Here is a 20,711-nt window from a genome sequence, read left to right on the forward strand (position 1 = left end):
CCACGCGCGCGGCCGTGTTTGAGAGTCTGGCAGCAGGACATCGGACTGTCCAGAAACCGACGATCAGGCGTCCTTCCTCTGGACCTATAAAAAGGAAGGCTGTCCAACTGCGCACAATTGCAAGTACATGGCTGGCGTTGAAGATCGATGCTCCAAGGAATCGCGAGAGGCCGACAGTCAGATTGACTGCGCCTACACTGCCAAGGAAGTTGCCTTCGCAGGCCGTGTGGCACATCCTCGCGCACGGCGGGCGAAGTCTACCGTCGAGAGCAGGGCGACCCACCTGCGTCTCTGACGCCGATCCCGAGGAGTGATTGATGTCGTCGGTGTGGCTTGCCGTAATAGCCGGCATGGTGCAGGGCATCGTGGAGTGGCTGCCGGTAAGCAGCAAGACGATGATCACGCTCATCTTCGCGGCGGCAGGCTATTCGTTCGGGACCGCCTACGTCCTGGGGCTCCTCGCGAACATGGGGTCTTTCCTGGCCGCGCTGTGGTACTTCCGCCGGGATCTCGTCGCCGCGCTCGGCGGCGCCCGCCGGCCGTTCGCCGGCACACCGGGAGCCCGCACGCTGCGCTACTTGGTCCTGGCCACGGCGGCGACCGGGGTGGTTGGGGTCCCGATCTACGAGCTCGTCAAGCACGCGCTCACCGCCGCCACGGGGACCGCGGCCATGCTCGCGATCGGCGTCCTGCTCCTGGGGACGAGCATCGTCAACGCACGCCGCGAGCGCCTGACGCGCACCGCGCAGGAGGGCGCCCTCGACGCGCCCGGACCCGTCGTGTCGCTGATCGTCGGAGCCTGTCAGGGACTCGCCGCCCTGCCGGGAGTCAGCCGCAGCGCGATGACGGTGACGCCCCTCCTACTGCGCGGATACAGCGCGAACGCGGCGCTGCGGTTCTCGTTCCTGCTGGATGTCCCCGCCCTGCTGGGCGCCGGGCTCGTGCCGCTCATCGTCGAACACGGCGCCGCCCGCCCGCTCGCCCACGTCACCTCACGACCGTGGCGGCGTTGCTCGCGGTCTCGGCCGTCGTCAGCTTCGCGACCATCGACGCCGTGCTGCGGGCGACCCTGCGGCTTCGCAGTTCCGTGATCACACTCGTGATCGGCGTGCTGACGATCGCGTCAGCCTTCGTGTTCCGCCTGCGCTGACAGCGGGGACAATCTCACCTCTGTCTTAGCGTTCCCGTCGGCTTCCGGGATCGGCTTATGCCGGCGGCTGGTCGTTCAGGATCTCCGACCCGAACGGCAACACCCCGGGCACCAGCCACTTGGTCCACATCTCATCGACCTTGGCCTGATAGTAGTCGATGTCGTCGTCGGTGAAGTGCGCGAACCGGCCCTGCTTCAGCAGATAGTCGCGCACGGGGAGCCGCTTCTGCCGCCCTTGGGCGATCTGCTTCGACTTGCCGTACAACCGCAGTTGGTGGTCCTCCACCTCGAAGAGCGGAAAGATCCCCGTGAGCACCGCGAGCTCGCCCAACTCGTGCGACTGCATCGGATCGTAGTCCCATCCCTTCGGGCACGGATCGAACGAGTGGATGAACGTCGGCCCGCCGATGCTGAGCGCCTTGCGGATTCGGTTCATGAAGTCGACCGCATAGCTCGCGCACACCGTGCCGACGTACCGGCACTCGGAGTGCCCCGCCGCCAACATCGCCGCGGTGTTCTTCTTCCAGCGGCGGTGCAGGATGCGTTTCGCCTTGCCGGCCGGGCTGAACGACGTGTACGCGCCGTAGGGCGTGCTGCCCGAGGCCTGAATGTCGGTGTTGGCGTACGACTCGTTGTCGTACAGCAGAATCAGGTGGTTGTACTCGGTGTGCTGCAGCGCCGCCGAGATCGCCGACAGACCCATATCCGCGCCACCGCCGTCGCCGCAGAAGGAGATCACGTTGATCGGCTCGGTCTTGATCTTGCCCTTCCGCATCAGCGCCTTGTAGCCCGCCGCGGTCCCGACCGCGGCCGAGCCGGACGAGCCGAGCTGGGTGTGCATCCACGGCACGACCCACGGCGTGCTGTAGTACGTGGTGTTGGCGACGTACATGCATCCGGTGCTGCCGAGCACGACCGTGCGCGGCCCGGCCGCCTTCACCATCAGCTTCATCACCAGGGCGGACTCGCAGCCCTGGCACGTCCGGTGCCCCGACGTATAGTATTCCTCGAGCGGCACCCGCTTCACGCCCTTGAACGGTTCAAGGACCGGCAGCGGTGTGGCGGTCGTCTCAGGACTGTCCATCGTGTCTCCCTCCTATGAGCGGACACCGATCCAGGTGGTGGTTCGTGGGGACATCCCGGTCTCGGCCGCCTTGCGTGTCAACTCGAACATCTCCCGCACGTTCGGAATCGTCACCTCGCGCCCGCCGAGGCCGCCGATGAAACCCACGACGGGGGGACGCCGGTCTTGCGCGTACAGCGTCGCGCGGATCTCGTTCGCGAGCACACCGCTGTGGAACGGCGACCCCATCGAGAAGTCCCGGTCGATGACGCCGACGGCCCGAAAGCGGGAGAGCAGCGCACCGAGCCCGTCGTGGTCGAAGGGTCGGAACCACCGTACCCGCACGAACCCGACCTTCTGCCCCTGTTCCCGGAGCTTACGCACCACGACGCGCACGGGCATCGAGAGCGTGCCCATGCCGACGAGCACGATCTCCGCGTCGTCCGTGTAGTACTCCTCAAAGAACGGGCTGCCTGTGCCGCGGCCGAAGATCGCGCGGAACTCCTTCCACGCCTCCTCGATCACACCGTGGGCGTGGCGCATCGCCTCGTCGGTCTGGCGCCGGATCTCCATCAGCCAGTCCTCGTTCACCTGCGGCGCGATCGTGATCGGATTGTCGGGGTGGAAAACCATGTTGCCGCGATTGTACGGCGGAAGGAACTTGTCCACCCACGACCGCGGGGGGACCTTTACGAGCGATTGGGAGTGGGTCAGGAACGCACCGTCGGTGCTGATCGCTACCGGCAGGTACACGCGCCGGTCTTCCGCGACACGGTACGCCATGAGCGTCGTGTCGAGAGCCTCCTGGGCGGTATCCACCCACACGTGCAGCCAACCGAGGTCGCGCGCCGCAAGCGCGTCGTTGTGTTCCGTCCCGAACGCGCCCGGATCGTCGAGCGCGCGGTTCCCCACCATGGCGATCAACGGCAGCCGCAGCGCTGGCGTGACCGCGATCGCCTCGAACGCGTAGCACCAACCGACCCCGCTGCTGCCGCACAGCGCCCGCGCCCCCACCGCCGACGCGTGCTTGGCGATCTCGAACTGGCTGTGCTCGCTCTCGGCGACGATGTACTCGGCGTCCTGCTCGCCGTCGGCGATCTGCTTCGCGACGTACTGCATCAGCGTGTCGTACGGCCGGATCGGGTACGCCGTCAGCACGTCGACGTCGACGAGCTTGGTGGCCACCGCCACCGCCTCGCTGCCGCTGATCAGCGCCTCCTGCTCCACTTCGGCGGGCCGCGCGACCGCGGCGTCTGCGTCCATTACTCGCCACCCCCTTCGCCGCCGGACCCGGCGCGCAGCTTGGCGACCTGCTCCTGGTACTGACCGCGGTACCGAAACCCGTGCGAGCGCTCGGGCTGGGTCGCGGTCAGCTGATGCACCCAGGCCGCGTACGCCTTCTGGTCCGTCTTGTACCGCTCCCACTGGCTCTTGTGGTCGGTGAACGCGGCCTCGTTCACCATCGTGATGCACGCATCCACGGGGCACACCGCCGCGCAGACCCCGCACCCGCAGCAGGCCTCCGCGTTCAGGTCGTATGTCTGCTCGGGGGTGACGTCGAAACACGCGTCGGGGCACTGGAGCCAGCACAGCGTGCACTTCACGCACTTATCGAAGTCGACCACCGGCCGCATCGTACGGGTGGAGAACTTCTTGAAGTACGGGTTTCGTGCAGGCCGGTAGCCGCCGACCTGATCGCCGACCGTCATCGCCTCACCGAGCGGCATCGCGTCGACGGTCACGCCCTCGCGCATCGTCGTCCAGCCCGGCAGGTCGAACCGGTAGGGCACCTCTGGGTTCCCCTCGTCGGGACGGACGATACGGATCTCTGTCTGCTCGTACGCGCGGCGGGCGGAGGTGACCTTCAGATCGTCCTTCCACTCTTCCTTAACCGCCTTGAGCATCGCGTCCAGGCTCACCAGGTCGGGGCAGACCTTCGCGAGCGCGCCGAGGATCCGGACGTCGGTGTGGTCGTTCTTGTAGACCCACAGGCCGGAAAAACTGGGCACCGCGGGGATCACGGCGAGGCGGTACGGGAATGGCTTCTGGTGGCAGAACTTGATGATTTCGTCGGCGGGGAGCGTCGATGTCACGACCAGCACGCCGTTCTCGCGGACCTTCTCGTTGATGGGCTGGAGGCCGTACCATGCCCAGGACTCCACGCCTTTGCAGAGCATATCGTCGACGGCGATCGTCACGTCGGTCTCGCGCGGCTCGTACTGCGCCATGCTCAGCTCGAGCTCGTCCTGATCGGGCGCGACGATCGCGAAGTTCTTGGCCGGCACCCCGTTGCGCTCCGGGGAGTCGCCGTATCGTCCGAACGCGATGCCGATCTTGCCGTCTCTCCGCGCGGCCAGTACGACGCCCCGACTGATGTTCTTCGCCAGCGTTTTCTGGAAAATCCCTCGGTAGACGATCTCTACCGAGACAGCGCGTCCCATGGCACACCTCCTTGCGCGGGGGCTTCCGCGGATCCCCCGGCCGGGAACAGAATCGTCTCGATCTCCTCGATGTGCGCGCGCATGGCGTCCGCCGCGCCATCCGGATCCCGCCGCCGGATCGCGGCAAGGATGCGGCGGTGTCCCTGGAGCGACTTCTCCGCGCGGCCCGGCCCCTCGAGCGACCGGACCCGGCTCTCGCGCAGCAAGTCCATGAGGATATCCACGGTGCGCAGCACGACCCGATTCTTGGCCGCGGTCGCGACGCGGTAGTGGAACGCGTTGTCCTCGTCGATCGCGATCTCGCCGGCCCGCACGCGCGCCGCGTGTCTGGCGACGATCTCCTCGAGCGCCCGGACGTCGTCCGCGGTCGCGCGAAACGCCGCCGCCCGGGCGAGTGGCGGTTCAAGCATCTTGCGCATGTCGAAGAGGTCGGCGGTGAGATCCTTGGACGCGGTCAACGCGTCCGCGAGCGGGCTGACGATCGCGTCAATAGGGATCTGCCGGACGACCGTCCCTTCCCCGTGTCGTGGCTCCACCAGGCCGCGCACCTCGAGCACGCGGATCGCGTCGCGGACCGAGGTGCGGCTCACGCCAAACACCTCGGCGAGATCACGCTCGGGGGGAAGGCGGTCGCCGGGCTTTAGGCGACCCTCCGCGATCAGCCGGTGGATCTGGGCCGCGATCTCCGCGTAGACTTTCGTCTTGCGGACGGGCGCGAGGTCCTCCCGAACGGGTCGCGCCATGTCGGGTCGGAACGAAGCGATCGGCTGGTCCTCCGTTTGCCTGGGAGCGCACGCGCCCCGCCGTTTGAATAGATTTGCAAAATGGCCGGCCGGCGCGACTTGATCGGTCGGTCCGACCTCAACAGATGGCCCAGTGGTCCGACCACCTGACGTTTCATTTTAGTGACCATCGCGACGGCGTGTCAACTCTAGTGGCAATTATCCCCTTGACGGCAGTACTGCCGTGTGGTATATATAAATCGAGAGGGGGGATAGCAAATGGCGGGCTCCTGTCCAAAGTGCGATGCTGTCGTGAACTCTGTACGTATGGAAGAAGTACTTATCTTCGGCCCCGATGGAGCACAATGGAAAGGCGTCAAGTACGTTTGCCTCTCTTGCGATTCTGTGTTGAGCGTCTCGCTCGATCCTGTATCGATGGATGCCGATCTTGTTGATGATCTTTTTGACGCTCTCCGTAAGGATCGAGAGCAGTAATGCCATTCTTATTTCTGGCGTCGATATTGCGAAGTTTACGTCTCATAAAAGGTTCCTCCAATGTCCAAGGTTAATCGAAACGAACCAGTCCGGTCCACGGCGTCCGAATCGCGCACGTCGCTTATGGAGTTTGAACAGCAATTCCCAAATGACGCGGCGTGTCTGGACTACTTGGTGCAGACCTTGTACCCGAACGGGATCTTTTGCCCGAAGTGTCAGAAGGTCACGAAGCATCATCGGAACGCCAAGCGCCCGTCGTACTCGTGCCAGTATTGCGGCCACCATGAACACCCAATGGTGGGAACGATCTTTCAGGATTCCGCGACCTCGTTGAAACTGTGGATGTACGCCATCTATCTCATGTCTAGCACACGATGCGGGATCTCCGCGAAGCAGCTGGAACGCGAATTGGGCGTGACCTATAAGACAGCATGGAGAATGTTCAACAAGATCCGGTCGCTCATGACGCAGGATCCGTCGCCTCTGTTCGGACGCGTCGAGATGGACGAAACCTATTTCGGACCGCGTGGTTCGCGTGGTGGGCGTCCTGCGCCGGGAGGATCCAAGGTCCCAGTTCTCGGAATGGCGCAGCGGAAGTGGTGGCTGTATCCCGGACGCGTTGCGGCCACAGTCGTTCCCGATATTAGTCGGGACACGCTCCGGCCCCACTTCCGAGCACGGATTCTGCCGAAGGCCATCGTGTACACGGACGAATTGCCCGTCTACAACAAACTCCGCGACATGGGATTCCGTGACTCGCGGATTCACCACTCGCAGAAGGTCTACGCACGCGGGGACGTGCACACGAACACTGTAGAAGGCTTCTGGGCTTTGCTTAAGAACGGGATTAGCGGGGTCTATCACGGCGTCTCGACCAAGCATCTACAAGCCTACTTGGACGAATACGCGTTCCGCTACAACAACCGGACGGACCCGAAGGGCGTCTTTAACGTGCTGCTCGGTCGGGTGAGGAAGGCCGTTTCTTGATGACCTTGCCAAGATCGCGGAGAAACTGCTCACGCGTGGGGACTGGAATCTCCAGTCCCTTTTGCGTGGTCTGGGACGGTTCGCCTTCGCGGACCAGCGATTTTCGCTTGCGCTTCTTTGTCGCCATTGTGACCCCATTTTATCATGTAGTCTGAGATCCGTGCCCAAGGCCTGCGTGTTTTGCGGATCATCCATATCCAAAATCACCGGGGAACACGTTATCCCCGAATGGATTGGGAAACTGTTCCCTGAAGAAGACCGCATGACATACGGCATCGTCCAACCAGACGGATCTATTAAAGACTTCCAGATGAGACCTTTCCAACAGACGGTGAACGTGGTTTGCGAACAATGCAACACCGGATGGATGGCCGATCTCGAAAGATCCGTCAAACCGAAACTTGGCCCCATGATCCAATCGGCTCGCGTCACTCGGCTAACTCCTTGGACGCAAAAATCGCTTGCAACGTGGGCTGTAAAGACGGCACTTGTGATGCAACATCTTCACGCGTCCCAACGCGTCATACCAGAATCGGAACATCGACGCTTCTATGCGATACAACAACCCCCGCCAGGATACGGCGTCTTTGTGGCTCACACTTCTCCTGACATTGGCGGGGGACGGAAGGCATTGGCGATTTCCCGTACGCGAATTGATTGGTACCGTATTCGAGGAGCAGATCGGATGTCGTTCGATATCCGGTTTGCAATCGGTCACGTCGTCTTCAACGTGCTCGGGAATAATTTGCCCATGCCAATGAATGTCCAATTCCCCGAAGACCTCGGGAAGTTTGCGCAGCGAATCTGGCCGATACAGCAACGTGTAACGTGGCCGCCCAAAGAAATGGTCGGAACCCAAACTCCCCTGCATGATCTTTCTGGGGTCCCGTTGGAAGAGAAACCCCCAAGCAGATCGTAGGCGATTACCGAAATCCATGTTCGGTACGTCCCTCAAAGGGACAATTGCCACTCTAGTCGCGAATCGATCTGTTTATTAATATGATTGACAAATTCAAGTAGATGTTTGATTATGGCAATTAATTACAAACCGGTCTTGGAATGGTTCGTCGAACGCGATACCACGACAACTGGAGGGTGCCGGCGATGGACGACAGCGAGTTCGACGCCCGCGTCCGCGCGGTACGACGCTTCAACCGATTCTACACCCAGAAAATCGGCGTTGTCGGCAGGTATCTCAAGAGCCCGTTCTCGTTGGCCGAAGTGCGCGTGCTCTACGAGCTGGCGCACCGCGACGGCCTGACCGCGACGCAGCTGGGGCGAGAGCTCGGGCTCGATCTCGGGTATCTCAGCCGCATCCTCCGGGGGTTCGAGCGGCGCCACCTCATCACGCGGGAACCGTCCGAGTCCGACGGTCGGCAAAGTTTCGTCTCGTTGACGGCCGAGGGACGTCACGCGTTTGCGCCGCTCGACGCGCGGTCTCGCGACGAAATCGGCGAGCTCCTCGCCCCTCTCGACGAGAGCGCGCAGGCGCGCCTGGTCGAAGCGATGCACACCGTCGAGGCCCTACTCGGCGCGTCCTCGGAGTTGCCGGCGCCGTACATCCTGAGACCGCACCAGCCCGGTGACATGGGGTGGGTCATCCACCGGCACGGCGTCTTGTACGCGCAGGAGTATGGATGGGACGAGCAATTCGAGGCGCTGGTCGCGGAGATCGCCGCCAAGTTCATCCAGCACTTCGATCCGAAGCGGGAGCGGTGCTGGATCGCCGAGCGGGACGGCGAAATCGTGGGCTCGGTCTTTGTCGTCCGGGAGTCGGATGAGGTCGCCCGGCTCCGATTGATGCTCGTCGAGCCCTCGGCGCGCGGTCTTGGCCTCGGAAGCCGCCTGGTCCAGGAATGCATTGGCTTCGCCAAGCGGGCCGGGTACCGGAAGATGACGCTGTGGACGAACAGTGTGTTGCTCGCCGCGCGGCGTATCTACGAGCGGGCCGGTTTCCGGGTCGTACGTGAGGAACTCCATCACAGCTTCGGGCACGACCTCGTCGGAGAGACATGGGATCTAGACCTCTGACCGCACCCTCGGAGCATCGGGTCCGCGGCCTCGCCGCGGCCGCGGCGGCGGCCACGGGCGTCCTGGTGGGCTCGGGGATCGTCGCCACGCGCGTCGTCGTCGACGAGGCCGGCCCGGCGTCCCTCGCGTTTCTCCGGTACCTCATCGCCGTCTCGTGCCTGCTCCCGTTCGCGCTCGCGTCGGCGGCACGCATGCGGTTCGACCGGCGCGACCTCTTGCCGATCGCCCTGCTCGGCATCACACAGTTCGGCGTCTTGATCGCGCTGCTGAACTACTCCCTGCGGTTCATCCCGTCGGCGCGGGCGGCGCTGATCTTCGCCACGATGCCGCTGCTGACGATGCTCCTCGCCGCGGTGCTCGGCCGCGAGCGTCTCACGGGCGCGAAGGCCGCGGGGGTGCTCCTCACCATCGCCGGCGTCGGTTTCGCGCTTGGCGAGAAGGCGTTGGAGCGCGGCGCGGGGCCCGGTGCCTGGACCGGCGAGCTGGCGGCGTTCGCCAGCGCGGCGAGCGGCGCGATCTGCAGCGTGTTGTACCGGCCGTATCTCAGAAAGTATCCGACGCTGCCGGTGAGCGCTTTTGCCATGCTTGCCGCCGTCGCCTTCCTCGCCCTCCTGGCCGCCGGCGAGGGCTTCTTCCACGGCCCGCCCCGGTTCACCACGGATGGCTGGCTCGCGATCGCCTTCATCGGCGCGAACAGCGCTGTCGGGTACTACCTGTGGCTGTGGGCGCTCGGGCACGCGGATCCGACGCGGGTCACCGTGTTCCTGGCGCTCGGCCCGGTGACGGCGGCCGCACTCGGCGAGTGGATCCTCGGGGAGCCGGTATCGAGCCTGCTCGGCGCCGGGCTCGTGTGCGTGGCGGTCGGACTCGCGCTGTCTACCGGGAGCCTGCGGCGCGCCGCGGCGGCAAGCGCGGGCTCATAGCGCCCGCCGCGCGCCGCCACGGGAGGCACGCGGTTAGTCCGCGCGCGCGGAGCGGTCGTCTGCGGTCAGGCCCGGCACAAGTTCGCCCTTGATCTGGGTCGAATGCCCGCGGAACAACGCGATCACCTGATCGTCCTGGTTCGTCACCGTCGCGTCGCACGTTCCCGATCGTCCGCCGCGGGATCGCTCGACCGCCTCCGCGGTGAGCACATCCCCCTCGCGCGCGGGCGAGATGAAGGTGATGACGCAGTTGTTCGCGACCGTCACCCTGTTGTGCGAGTTGCAGGCAAATGCGAACGCGGAATCGGCCAGCGAGAAAATCATGCCGCCGTGACACACGAGGTGCCCGTTGCACATCTCGGGGCGCACGGTCATGCGCAGCGTCGCCCGGCCCGGACCGATCTCGAGTACCTGCATGCCGAGCGCCTGACTCGCGCGATCCCGTGCCCACATCGCGTCGCGGGCGGCTTCGGCGATCGATTGCGGTGTTGGTCTCTCGGCCATCCGGCACCCGTCTCGGCGTTCGAGTCGTTCCGCTCCCATGTTATCATGGCATCATCATGACGGCCTCGACCGACCGGAAACGTCCCCCCGTCAAGAAGGGCGAGGAGATCGCCCTCGCGATCGACCGCCTCGCGTACGGCGGCCGGGGTGTCGGACGCCTGGACGGGTTCGTCGTGTTCGTCCCCGGTACCGTGCCCGGAGACCGGGTGCGCGCGCGGCCGTGGCGGATCAAACCCGGCTACGCCGAGGCCGACCTCACGGCCGTCGTGGCGCCGTCGGCACAGCGGACCGCCCCGCCCTGCCCGCACTTCGGCCCCTGCGGAGGCTGCGTCTGGCAGCACGTCGCGTACGACACGCAGGCGGCCGCCAAGGAGGCGATCGTCCGCGACAGCCTGGCCCACATCGCCGGGGTCCGCGGCGTCCCCGTGCGGCCGATCGTCGCGATGCGCGATCCGTGGCGCTACCGGAACAAGATGGAGTTCACATTCCATCCCGACGGCGTGCTCGGCCTGCACCGGCGCGGCGCGTTCGATCGCATCGCGCCGATCGACGCGTGCCTGCTCCAGTCTGACACCGCGAACGCCATCCTGTCGGCCGCGCGAGCGTTCGCCGAGACCGCCGGGCTGTCGCGCTACGATCCGCGCGACCGCACGGGCCTGCTGCGACAACTCGTGATCCGGGAGGCCGTGGCGACCGGTGAGATCATGGTCGCGGTCGTCACGACGTCCCCCGAAGTCCCTCAACTGCGGGGGCTAGCCGACCGTCTTGTCGCCGCGGAGCCGCGGATCGCGAGCGTCCTCCACGGCGTGAACGCCGGCCCGTCCGACGGCGTGCCGCTGTCGGGCGTCGCCGTACTCGCGGGCCGGGCGTACATCGTCGAGGCGCTGCGCGGCCTGCGATTCCGTATCGGACTCGAGACGTTCTTCCAGACCAACACGGCGCAGGCCGAGCGACTCGCAGAGGTGGTCGAGGAGTTCGCCGCCCTGCGGGGCGGGGAAACGGTCTACGATCTGTACTGCGGCGTGGGCACGTTCTCACTGCCGCTCGCCGGGCGTGCCGCGCGCGTGCACGGCATCGAGGTCGTGCCCTCCGCGGTCGAGGCCGCACGGGACAATGCGGCGCTCAACGGGATCGACAACGTCGAGTTCTCGAGCGGGGACGTGCGCAAGGCGCTCCCGGAGCTCCGGCGGCGCGGCGGTGCACCGGACCTGTTGATCCTGGACCCTCCGCGGAGCGGCGCGGGCGGCCGCGTGGTGCGGCGCATCTTGGAGACCGGCGCGCCCCGGGTCGTCTACGTGTCGTGCAACCCAACGACGCTGGCGCCCGACCTCAAGGACCTGCTCGCCGGCGGCTACGCCGTGCGCGCCGCGCAACCCCTCGACCTCTTTCCACAAACGTACCACGTGGAGTGTGTCGTCCTGCTGGAGCGGACGTCGTAACCGCCGGGGCCAAACGCCGTCCGCAGATCGTGAGCCCACGGCGTGACGACAAACCCGCATTGCGCCCGACCTGACCGGCCCGGACGGTTACCCGCCCTTCGCCAGCGTCGTCACGAAGGGCATCAGATCGGTCCCCTTGAGCACCCCGAGGCTGCCCCGGGCGCAGGCCGCCTCGTTGAACATGCGGCTGCCGTCCGAGGTCACACCGACGCCGGCGACGAGCAACGGGACCGGGTCGTCGGAGTGACGGCCGAGGACGCACGGCGTCGCGTGGTCCGCCGTCACCAAGATCACGACGTCGTCGAGCGGGACCTCCTGCAGCAACGTGCCGAAGAACGCCCGGTCGATGATCTCGATCACCTCGGTCTTGGCCCGGCAGTCTTTGTCGTGACCCGGCTCGTCCGGCCCCTTTAGGTGCATGTACAGCCCGCCGTGCTTCTTGTACTCCCGCGCGGCCGTACGGGCCCACTCCGTGTAGACTCGCGCTTTGTCGGCGCCGCTCGGCGGCACGGGGATCACTGTCATGCCGGTCAGTTCCGCGATGCCGCGCTCGACCGGCATTTCGACAAAGCACCCGAACTCGACGCCGAACCGCTCGGCGATCGGCGGCATCTTCGGCAGATGGTCCCCCGCGTCGCGCACCAGTAGCAAGTTGGCGGGGGGGCGGCCGCGCTCGCGGCGACGCGCGTTTGCGGGGTGACGCTCCAGGACCTCGTGGGCACGGTCCGAAAACTCATTGACGAGCGCGGCGGCGATACGGGCCTCCTCGCTGTCGTCGAGCGGCCGACACTGCTCGACCTGGTTGCCCACCTCCACATTCGCCACGCCGAGTCCTTCGCCGACGCGCCCGTACGCCGGATCGGTGTTGCTGATCTTCGCCGACAGCCGTCCGTCCCGGCGTCGGATCACGACCGCGGCACGGTGCGCGACGCTGGCCCGGACCTCGAGCTCCGCGGGCGCCGCGGTGAGCCGCACCTCGCGCGTGACCGCCTCCGCGAGCGCGCGCGCGTCCTCGGACGCGAGGTCCCGTCCGGCGCGCCGGTCGAGAATCGTGCGGCCCGCGCCGCCGGTCGCGAAGTTGCCGCGGAGCGCGAGATTGCCGTCCGCGAACGCCATCGCCGAACCGACGGCCTCGAACACCCCACGCCCGGCGTGGTACGTGAAGGGGTCATAGCCCAGGATCGCCGTCACGGCGACGTCGGACTCCGGCGCGATCCCCTTGCCTACCGTCTGCACCAGGCCGGTGCGCCCCCCGAGCGTGAGCGCACCGAGAAACGGCACCGCCGCCGTCTCGAGCGGCGTGCGGTTGCCGAGCGCCGGGACCGGCTGGTCGGCGAGTCCGTCGAGCACCACGTAGAGTACGTGCGTCATTGCGGTCCTCCTCGAAGCCGAGCCAGGAGGTCCGGGCTGAGCGTGCCGCGGCAGACCTCCTCGACGGGGCCGGTCAGGTGAATGAAGTAGTCGGGCTCCACCGCGATACGTAGCCGGCCGCCAGGACTCTGAACCGTCACCCGGCGCCCCGTGAAACCGTGGCGGACGCACGCCGCCACGACCGCGCTGGAGCTGCTGCCGGAGGCCATGGTCTCCCCCGCGCCCCGCTCCCAGATGCGGATCGTGACGCGGCTCGGCGAATCGATGCGGACGAACTGCACGTTCGTGCGGTTCGGGAACATCGGGTGGTGCTCCAACGCGGCGCCGAGGCGCGCGAGATCCACCGACCCGGGGTCGTCCACGAACACGACGCAGTGGGGATTGCCGATCGAGACCACGGTGACCTCCAGGGTCTCCCCGTCCACCGAGATCCGCTCGCCGAGGATCTCCCGGTCGGGGCCGGTCGCGGGAATCTCGCGGCTTCGAAACGTCGCCTGCCCCATACCCGCCGTAATCGAGCGGATGCGTCCGCGACGCACGTCGAGCGAGACGGGCACGACTCCGCCCTTCGTGTCCACGCGAAACTCTCGCCGACGCGTGTAGCCGTGGTCCCACAGACACTTCGCGAAGATGCGAATGCCGTTGCCGCTCTTCTCGGCCTCGCTCCCGTCCGGGTTGAAGATGCGCAGGCCGAACTCCGCCCGGCGGCTCCCCTCTAGGGTCAGGATGCCGTCCGAGCCGACGCCGAGGTTGCGGTGGCAGATCAGCCGGATCACCCGCGGTGTCAGCCGCACCCCGAGCACGCGAGGGTCCATCACCAGGTAGTCGTTGCCCAGGCCGTGGGACTTCACATACTCGTGGCGTCGCAGTCGGGACATGTCACGCCCTCTCGGCGCGCCGGGAGCGAACGCGCGCCCGGCGCAGCGCGTTCTCGATGATACGCCGCAGGAGGTCCGGGAACTCGATACCGGCCGCGCGGGCGGCGAGGGGGATCAGGCTTCCCTGGGCCATCCCGGGAATGGTGTTGGCTTCCAACACCAATATGGTCCCGCCGGCGAGGAACATATCCACGCGCGAGAACCCCTCGCACCCGAGAACGCGGTGGACACGCAACGCCACCTGCTCGGCCTGCGCGGCCGCCGCCGCGGGAATCCGGGCGGGCACGATCTCCTCGGAGGCCCCCGGAACGTATTTTGCCTCGTACGTGAAAAACTCGCGCTTGGGCACGATCTCGATGAGTGGCAGCGTCTGCGCGTTGCCGGTCCCGGGGTCCTCGACGATCGCGCACGTCAACTCGGTGCCGCGCAGGTACTCCTCGACCAGAACGACCTCGCCGTACCCGAGGGCCTTCTCCACCGCGGCTGGCAGCGACGCCTCGTCGCGAACGATGGCAACCCCGATGCTCGACCCGACGGCGTTCGGCTTCACGACGCATGGATACCCGAGGTCCCGGGCGACCCGCCCGGTAAAGCTTGCCGGGTCCCGGGACCACCCGTCGCCGTCGATCGCAACGTACGCGGGCACGACGATCCCGTTCGCCTGCAGCACCTGGCGGCTCCGCAGCTTGTCCATCGCGAGCGCGCTCGCGAGTACGCCCGACCCTGTGTACGGGATTCCGAGCAGCTCGAGCATGCCCTGAACCGTGCCGTCCTCGCCGTACGGACCGTGCATGGCAATGAACGCGACGTCCACGACGCCCCTACCGACGACCTCGTCGATCTGCCGCGCATCGCGGGCCCGAGTGAGCGTGGGCACGTCCGTCCCGCGATGTCGCGCCCTGTCGGTCGCGGCGGCGGAGAGACGGCGCAGGTCCGGGCGCGGAAGCCAATGCCCCTCACGTGTGATCTCGACCGGGAGTACGTCGAAGCGGGCGGGATCCAGTGCCGCGATCACCTGCTCGCCGCTCCACACCGACACTTCGCGCTCCGGCGACGGCCCGCCCAGCAACACCGCAACCCGGACCCTCCGCGGCCCGGACGGTGCGGAGTCGGCTGGGGGATGATCGGAAGCGGACGACATTGGACTCTCGCGCCATGTTCGGGAGCGAAGGAGCAATCCCCTCCGGCGTGGTACGCACCAGCCATGGAACCGGTGCGCGGCGTGATCTTTGATCTCGGCAGCACGCTCATTCGGCGGACGGGGCTCGAGCTCGAGGCACAGAAGTGCGCGGCGCTCGGCGCCTGGGCGGGATCCGAGCTCGGATACCAAGACACCGACGCGCTCCGGGCACGTCTCCTCGACATCCGGCTCGACGGCTGGCGCCGTTCCGAGACGGAGATGGTTGAGTACGTGGTGACGTGGGCGCTTCAGAAGGCGTTCGAGGGGACCGGACTGCCGACGGACGACGCGACGTTAAAGCGGGCCGAGGCCGCGTTCTTCCGGCCGGAGGTGCGGATCAGCCGGCTCTACCCGTGGGCGCACGAGTCACTCGACGCCCTCGTCGCGCTGGATCTGCGGCTCGCGATGATCAGCAACGCGACGAGCCACCAACTCATCGTCGACATCGCGCAGGCCCACGACATCGCCCGCTACTTCGATCCGCTCGTCACCTCGGCCGAGTACGGACGGCCGAAACCCCATGAGGGAATCTTCACGCACGTGCTCGACGCGTGGGGGCTCCCCGCCGCCGACGTCGTGATGGTCGGGGACACCCTCGGGGCGGACATCCTGGGCGCCGACCGCGTCGGGATGCGCTCGATCCTCGTGGACATCGAGCCCAACCCGGACAACCCGCGGTTCGCCGACCGGGTCCGGCCGACGGCCCGGGTCACGTCGCTCCGCGAGATCCCCCCGATCGTCCGGCGATGGAGCGGCGCGTAGCCGCCTAGACTCTCCCTAGCGCCTGCTCGAAGTCCTCGATCAGGTCGTCGATGTCCTCGATGCCCACCGAGATCCGGATCAACCCGTCCGCGATCCCCGCGGCCAGGCGCGCCTCGCGCGGCATGTTCACGCTCGTCGTGGACGCCGGGTGCGTCACGAGCGTGCTGACCCCGCCCAGGCTGACGGCCAGCTTGGCGACGCGCAGCGCCTCCACGCAACGCGCCCCGGCGGCGACATCGCCGCGCACCTCGATGCTTAGCATGCCCCCGTATCCCTCCGACATCTGGCGGGTCGCGACGTCGTGGCGGGGATGCTCGGGAAGCCCGGGGTAGTAGACCTTCTCCACCTTCGGGTGCGCGGTCAGATACCGTGCGAGAGCGTAGGCGTTCGCGTTGTGCCGCTCCATACGGAGCCCCATCGTCATCAGGCCCCGGATCAACAGGTACGCCGCGAAGGGATCAAGGACGCCGCCGAAGATCCGCATCGTCCGCACACAGCACCGGACCAGATCGCGCGAGCCCACGATCGCCCCGGCCGTCACGTCGTGGTGCCCCCCCAGGTACTTCGTCGCGCTATGGCAGACGAGATCGACGCCGAGCGCGAGCGGCGTCTGATTGTACGGTGTCGCGAACGTGTTGTCCGCGATCGTCCGCGCGCCGCACCGCCTCGCCAGCGCGACCACCCCGGCGATATCCGTGACGCCGAGGAGGGGGTTGTTCGGCGTTTCGATGTAGAGGAGTTTCGTGGTGGACCGGATCGCGTGGCCGTAGGCGTCGAGGTCGGGATCGTCCAGGAACGTGACTTCTACGCCGTACCGCGGCAGCACGCCGCGGAACAACTCGAACGTCGCTTGGTACACCGCGGTGGGTACGACCGCGTGGTCGCCGGCGCGGAGCAGGCTGACGACCGAGGTGGAGATCGCCGCCATGCCCGACGACACCGCGAGCGCCGCCTCGCCGCCCTCAAGCAGGGCCACCTTCTGCTCGAACACGTGCGTCGTCGGGTTGGCCCACCGCGTGTAGAAGTACCCGGATCCGGTCTCCGCGCCGAGCCGCGCTCCTTCCTCGACCGTGTCGTACTGGAACGTGGCGGTCTGATAGATTGGGGTGACAACCGAGTGGTTCGCGTCCGGCACCGCGCCGCCATGCACCGCCCGCGTGGTAAACCCGCCCCGCACCTGCTTCGCCATGCCAGTCCTCCTCCGCCGCCCGTCTGCGATCACGGCGGCCTGCCCCGCCGAACGCTACGCGCCGTCCCTCGCCCGCCCCGCCTCTCCCAGCGCCACGCCCGCGAGAATCGCCGCCGCGCCCAGCGCCTGCCGGGTGCCGAGCGCCTCGCCCAGCCACGCCACGCTGAACCCGACGGCGGCCACCGGCTCCACGGCGAACAACAGCCCAGTGCGGGTCGGGGACACGGTGCGCTGCGCCCACGACTGCGCGAGGTAGGCGGCGAACGTCGCGCCGACCGCCATAAACACGACGGATGCGATCGTGCCAGGGAGTACGCCGATCGGCCGGGGCTCCCATACCAGCCCCACTGCCCCTCCCAGGACCGCGACGGTCGAGACCTGGAGGAACGCAAAGCCGGCCGGCGGCAGCGCGCCCGCGAACCGTCCCACCAGGATCAGGTGCAGCGCGAGCGCCACGGCGCACCCGAGCACGAGCGCATCACCGGCACTGAGGCGTTCGCCCTGCCATGACAGCAACCACAGCCCGCACGCCGCGAGCGCGACGCCGGCGGCCGTCGGGGCGCTCGGGACCCGCCGGATCCAGACGAAGAGCAGCACCGGCACGATCACGACGTTCAGGCCGGTAATGAGGCCAGCCTTGCTGGCCGTCGTTTGCGCCAGCCCAAGCGTCTGCAGCGCGTACGCGGCGAACAGCACCGCGCCGGTCAGCCATCCGCGACCCAGATCGGCCAAGCGGAGGCGCTTGAGATCGCGCCGCGCGAGAGGCAGCAGCAACACCCCCGCGATCGCGAAGCGTAGACCGAGATAGGAGAATGGCCCGAGAGACCGGAGCACGACCTTGGCGAGGGGAAACGTCGCGCCCCAGATCACCGCCACCCCGATCAGCGACGCGTCGGCGGCTATCCGAAGCGTGGGCATGGCGGCTACTTGTCTTCGGATCTTCGTAGTTCCTCTTCGCTCCCGCACCACAACACCACGCGGCGTTGATCAGGCCCCGAGAGGACGTGCCAGCGGTTCGACCGGGGCGGTACGCACGCTTCATGCGCGTCCACTCGTGACGAGAGCGACGACAGGGAGGTGAGCGCAGCAAAAAGGGGGGACGCAGAATACGCGTCCCCCTGAGGGCAGACGGCGCGGCCCGGGCCGCGACTACTCCTGCAGTTTGGAGATCTTGGACCCCTGCAGCGTCAGATTGTACATCAGGCCCTGCTGGCCGACGACGAACCCGACAATGGGTTGGTCAAGCGTCGCGGAGTCGATGGACGCGTGGGCGCCAAGATTCACAAGCACCACCGAGCCGTCGACGCCGACCTGCCACCCCTGCCGGGCTTGGAAGTCCTGGAGCGCTTTGTCCTGGAGCGCTTTGTCCTGGAGGAACACCAAGATCACATCTTTCTTTTGCGCGCCCAACTGAAATCCGATCGATGCGGACGCGAGGCTGTAGTAGGCAACGGTCTGCCCGCCGATCCGCAGCGCGCCCTGCCCGTACTGTCCGCCGACCCCGATCCCCGCCTGCACGACATCGGGGAACACAAGCACGCCTTTGGCGTCCCGGAGGAATGCGTCGGCTCCGCTGACTTGCTGCGTGAAGCGGTCGAGTGCCGCATCAACGCTCGCATCGATCTCCTGTGGAGTCTTCGCGTACGACGGGCTTTGGACCAACGCGACGCACAAGAGCGCGGCGCAGATCGATCCGACGATCGCCCGCCCGCCTGTCTGCATGTGCATGACACGTGCCTCCTTTCCAAGCGGCCACGCCGGCCAATCTGCCAGGGCAAGGCCGACAAGACGCATCGGAGCCCGACCCATCAGGCACCCTCACAGGGGATTTTTCCCACGGACCATGCGGTTACAACGCTGGGCGGACCTTCCGATGACGGTGGCGCACGATCAGATGGGCCACATGGCTAGCGCGGAGCCTTGGCAAAGAAGAACGGCCTGCACCGCCGGATATACCTGCATGGACGCGAGGCCGTCTTGCGAGGAGGTAAGCTCCCCACCCTATCATTATGCCCCGTATCCACGATGCGTGAACATGAGGCATTCTGAGCAAGGACGTCACGCGCACGCCCGTGTCTCGGGTGGGCGTAACAGGCGCCACACTCCGCTCGCGGTCGAGCCGCTCATGGTGTCCCTCGCGTCCCGGGCTCGAACACCAGAATCCCCGCGACTCGAGCGGGGTCGCCTCCAACGACAAACGCAATGCCGGACCCATCGTAGATGAACTGAGTGCGGTCCTGCGCGTCGTCACGGGAGACGCGAGACGGCGCGCCCATGGCCTGCTCGACATCGGCTGGCGTCGACCCGACCCGCAGCCCTCCCGGCGTGGCAAACTCGGGATCTCCGAACACGCCCAGCGTCCCGACGCGCCCGCCGTCATTGGTCTGGGCGGTGCGAGATCCTTGTGTCGTGAACCAGTAGTACAGGCGACCGCCGGTTGCCGGCCCCACGCCCTGGCTGTACGCATCCTGGGTCGGGCCGGCAATCCTGAGGGCATCGGCGACCGGCATGCCCAAGCGTACGGCACCGATCCCGACGCCAGGAACGATGAGCCAATCGCTGCCCGCGTTCTGCGCGGCAGCCGGCCCGGCCGCGAAAACCAGCACGACCAGCGCAGCGGCCTGTCGAAGCGTGCGTGCCTGCATCCGAGGTCCTCCCTACCCTAACTCTCCTCATCCCCGAGGATGGGTCGACGAAGAGAGACGAACGGCAGCGTCCCCATCGAACTCAGGGCGCCGAGCGAAGCGGCCTTCTCTCCCCGCAGGTTACGGGTGATGCGAAACAGACGTCCTCTGCTCCACGAGGTGCTTGAGTTCTAGGAGGATCGCCTGGCGCGGCTCGTCGTACCGCTCCACGAGCGTGTCGGTCAGAGCGTCCGGATCGCCCTGGACGCGATCAAGGTCTTCGTCGGTGAGCCGGTTCCAGTGGCTCTTCACCTTGGGACGGATCTCGTTCCAGTGCGCCGCGAACCGTGTCTTGTCCATGCCTGGGCTCCCTTCAGCCGCGCAAGGATTCTCTCCCAGACCAGCGGGCGCAGGATCCGCGAACCTGCGCCCGCACACCGAGCCTACCGACCACTGCCATCACCCTGTGCATTTCGGTCAAGAGAGTTCGGCGCCAACCCATCCGCGGGCACCAGGTCGATCGCATTATCCATGGGCGCCACGTAGGTGACGCTCTTACTGGGAGCGTCCTCCAACGTCGCCGGCCGTGCCGTCGCGGCCATCGGTGCGACCGTCATCGTCGCTGCCAATCCCATTCCGATCATGCCAAGGATGCGGCGCACGAGCTGACCCTCCTCTTCCTACGAGCATCTTACCCGCGGCCCGCCCGGAGATAACCCCGGCGAGGGCCGGTCCCGACCACGGCCGCGTCCAGCGTCCACCCTGAGGTCTCGTCGTGGCGTGGTGCGCGATCACGATGTTGTCTCCCCTCACGCCACTGCCGCCGCGCCACGACCAGCACGGCCGGGAGGGCCAGTCTCGCGACCACGTATGCCGTCACGGCCCCAACTACCGCCACCGTGGCGGTGAGTAGCCCCACGACCGCCAGCGTGGCCTGCGCCACCGCGACGGC

21 protein-coding genes are annotated in these 20,711 nt (G+C 66.9%); 6 read left to right on the top strand and 15 right to left on the bottom strand.

Translation table 11 applies throughout. The features are described from left to right. The first annotated feature begins 317 nt into the window (after positions 1-317). Complete coding sequence (locus VKZ50_14250) at positions 318-1,091, top strand: undecaprenyl-diphosphate phosphatase (GenBank protein HLJ60882.1); 774 nt, start codon at positions 318-320, stop codon at positions 1,089-1,091. A 114-nt stretch (positions 1,092-1,205) separates the two neighbouring features. Here VKZ50_14250 and VKZ50_14255 read toward each other — a convergent pair whose 3' ends face one another. The 4 genes from VKZ50_14255 to VKZ50_14270 are packed head-to-tail and all read right to left on the bottom strand — an operon-like array spanning position 1,206 to position 5,397. Then, the gene (locus VKZ50_14255; GenBank protein HLJ60883.1) at positions 1,206-2,234 is read right to left on the bottom strand and encodes a thiamine pyrophosphate-dependent enzyme; all 1,029 of its coding nucleotides are present in this window, start codon (positions 2,232-2,234) and stop codon (positions 1,206-1,208) included. A 12-nt stretch (positions 2,235-2,246) separates the two neighbouring features. Continuing rightward, positions 2,247-3,476, bottom strand: a complete 1,230-nt coding sequence (locus VKZ50_14260; GenBank protein ID HLJ60884.1) for a pyruvate ferredoxin oxidoreductase — start codon at positions 3,474-3,476, stop codon at positions 2,247-2,249. After that, the gene (locus tag VKZ50_14265; GenBank protein HLJ60885.1) at positions 3,476-4,654 is read right to left on the bottom strand and encodes a 4Fe-4S dicluster-binding protein; all 1,179 of its coding nucleotides are present in this window, start codon (positions 4,652-4,654) and stop codon (positions 3,476-3,478) included. The genes VKZ50_14260 and VKZ50_14265 overlap by 1 nt, the downstream gene beginning before the upstream one ends. Beyond that, entirely contained in the window at positions 4,633-5,397 is a 765-nt protein-coding gene (locus VKZ50_14270; protein ID HLJ60886.1) for a FadR/GntR family transcriptional regulator, read from the bottom strand. Before VKZ50_14270 ends, VKZ50_14265 begins: the two co-directional genes overlap by 22 nt. 597 nt (positions 5,398-5,994) lie before the next feature. On the opposite strand from VKZ50_14270, the gene VKZ50_14275 reads away from it, so the two are divergent. The 3 genes from VKZ50_14275 to VKZ50_14285 all read left to right on the top strand — a co-directional run bounded on the left by VKZ50_14275 (position 5,995) and on the right by VKZ50_14285 (position 9,812). Then, positions 5,995-6,858 carry an IS1595 family transposase gene (locus VKZ50_14275; GenBank protein HLJ60887.1) on the top strand — a complete coding sequence of 288 codons (864 nt, stop codon included), beginning with the start codon at positions 5,995-5,997 and terminating at the stop codon, positions 6,856-6,858. 1,104 nt (positions 6,859-7,962) lie between these two features. Then, a complete protein-coding gene (locus VKZ50_14280; GenBank protein HLJ60888.1) occupies positions 7,963-8,889 on the top strand; it encodes a helix-turn-helix domain-containing GNAT family N-acetyltransferase in 927 nt (308 codons plus the stop codon). Then, a complete protein-coding gene (locus VKZ50_14285; protein ID HLJ60889.1) occupies positions 8,871-9,812 on the top strand; it encodes a DMT family transporter in 942 nt (313 codons plus the stop codon). Before VKZ50_14280 ends, VKZ50_14285 begins: the two co-directional genes overlap by 19 nt. 33 nt (positions 9,813-9,845) lie before the next feature. Here the strand turns inward: VKZ50_14285 and paaI are convergent, their stop codons facing one another. Then, positions 9,846-10,316, bottom strand: coding sequence for a hydroxyphenylacetyl-CoA thioesterase PaaI (gene paaI, locus VKZ50_14290; GenBank protein ID HLJ60890.1), 471 nt, complete (start codon positions 10,314-10,316; stop codon positions 9,846-9,848). A gap of 56 nt (positions 10,317-10,372) precedes the next feature. Between paaI and rlmD the strand changes: the two genes are divergently transcribed. Further along, positions 10,373-11,755 carry a 23S rRNA (uracil(1939)-C(5))-methyltransferase RlmD gene (gene rlmD / locus VKZ50_14295; GenBank protein ID HLJ60891.1) on the top strand — a complete coding sequence of 461 codons (1,383 nt, stop codon included), beginning with the start codon at positions 10,373-10,375 and terminating at the stop codon, positions 11,753-11,755. 87 nt (positions 11,756-11,842) lie between these two features. Here rlmD and apgM read toward each other — a convergent pair whose 3' ends face one another. Genes apgM through VKZ50_14310 form a run of 3 tightly spaced genes read right to left on the bottom strand, consistent with a single transcriptional unit; the run spans position 11,843 to position 15,145 of the window. After that, positions 11,843-13,126, bottom strand: a complete 1,284-nt coding sequence (gene apgM / locus VKZ50_14300; GenBank protein HLJ60892.1) for a 2,3-bisphosphoglycerate-independent phosphoglycerate mutase — start codon at positions 13,124-13,126, stop codon at positions 11,843-11,845. After that, positions 13,123-14,004, bottom strand: a complete 882-nt coding sequence (gene dapF, locus VKZ50_14305; GenBank protein HLJ60893.1) for a diaminopimelate epimerase — start codon at positions 14,002-14,004, stop codon at positions 13,123-13,125. Before dapF ends, apgM begins: the two co-directional genes overlap by 4 nt. 1 nt (position 14,005) lies before the next feature. Beyond that, positions 14,006-15,145, bottom strand: coding sequence for a D-alanine--D-alanine ligase (locus VKZ50_14310; protein ID HLJ60894.1), 1,140 nt, complete (start codon positions 15,143-15,145; stop codon positions 14,006-14,008). Between the two features lie 63 nt (positions 15,146-15,208). On the opposite strand from VKZ50_14310, the gene VKZ50_14315 reads away from it, so the two are divergent. Next, on the top strand, positions 15,209-15,946 hold the full coding sequence (locus VKZ50_14315) for an HAD family hydrolase (GenBank protein ID HLJ60895.1): 738 nt from the start codon (positions 15,209-15,211) through the stop codon (positions 15,944-15,946). Between the two features lie 4 nt (positions 15,947-15,950). Here VKZ50_14315 and VKZ50_14320 read toward each other — a convergent pair whose 3' ends face one another. The 7 genes from VKZ50_14320 to VKZ50_14350 all read right to left on the bottom strand — a co-directional run. Then, positions 15,951-17,135 carry a PLP-dependent aspartate aminotransferase family protein gene (locus VKZ50_14320; protein ID HLJ60896.1) on the bottom strand — a complete coding sequence of 395 codons (1,185 nt, stop codon included), beginning with the start codon at positions 17,133-17,135 and terminating at the stop codon, positions 15,951-15,953. A gap of 54 nt (positions 17,136-17,189) precedes the next feature. Continuing rightward, on the bottom strand, positions 17,190-18,053 hold the full coding sequence (locus tag VKZ50_14325; protein HLJ60897.1) for a DMT family transporter: 864 nt from the start codon (positions 18,051-18,053) through the stop codon (positions 17,190-17,192). 231 nt (positions 18,054-18,284) lie between these two features. Then, positions 18,285-18,863, bottom strand: coding sequence for a YSC84-related protein (locus VKZ50_14330; protein HLJ60898.1), 579 nt, complete (start codon positions 18,861-18,863; stop codon positions 18,285-18,287). Positions 18,864-19,258: 395 nt separating this feature from the next. Further along, positions 19,259-19,780, bottom strand: coding sequence for a hypothetical protein (locus VKZ50_14335; GenBank protein ID HLJ60899.1), 522 nt, complete (start codon positions 19,778-19,780; stop codon positions 19,259-19,261). A 120-nt stretch (positions 19,781-19,900) separates the two neighbouring features. Next, positions 19,901-20,119, bottom strand: coding sequence for a hypothetical protein (locus VKZ50_14340; GenBank protein HLJ60900.1), 219 nt, complete (start codon positions 20,117-20,119; stop codon positions 19,901-19,903). An 83-nt stretch (positions 20,120-20,202) separates the two neighbouring features. Then, on the bottom strand, positions 20,203-20,421 hold the full coding sequence (locus tag VKZ50_14345; GenBank protein ID HLJ60901.1) for a hypothetical protein: 219 nt from the start codon (positions 20,419-20,421) through the stop codon (positions 20,203-20,205). A gap of 29 nt (positions 20,422-20,450) precedes the next feature. Then, the coding region (locus VKZ50_14350; protein ID HLJ60902.1) for a hypothetical protein at positions 20,451-20,711 on the bottom strand (261 nt) is incomplete at its 5' end.

It is taken from the genome of bacterium (assembly GCA_035295165.1).
Lineage (GTDB): Bacteria > Sysuimicrobiota > Sysuimicrobiia > Sysuimicrobiales > Segetimicrobiaceae > JAJPIA01.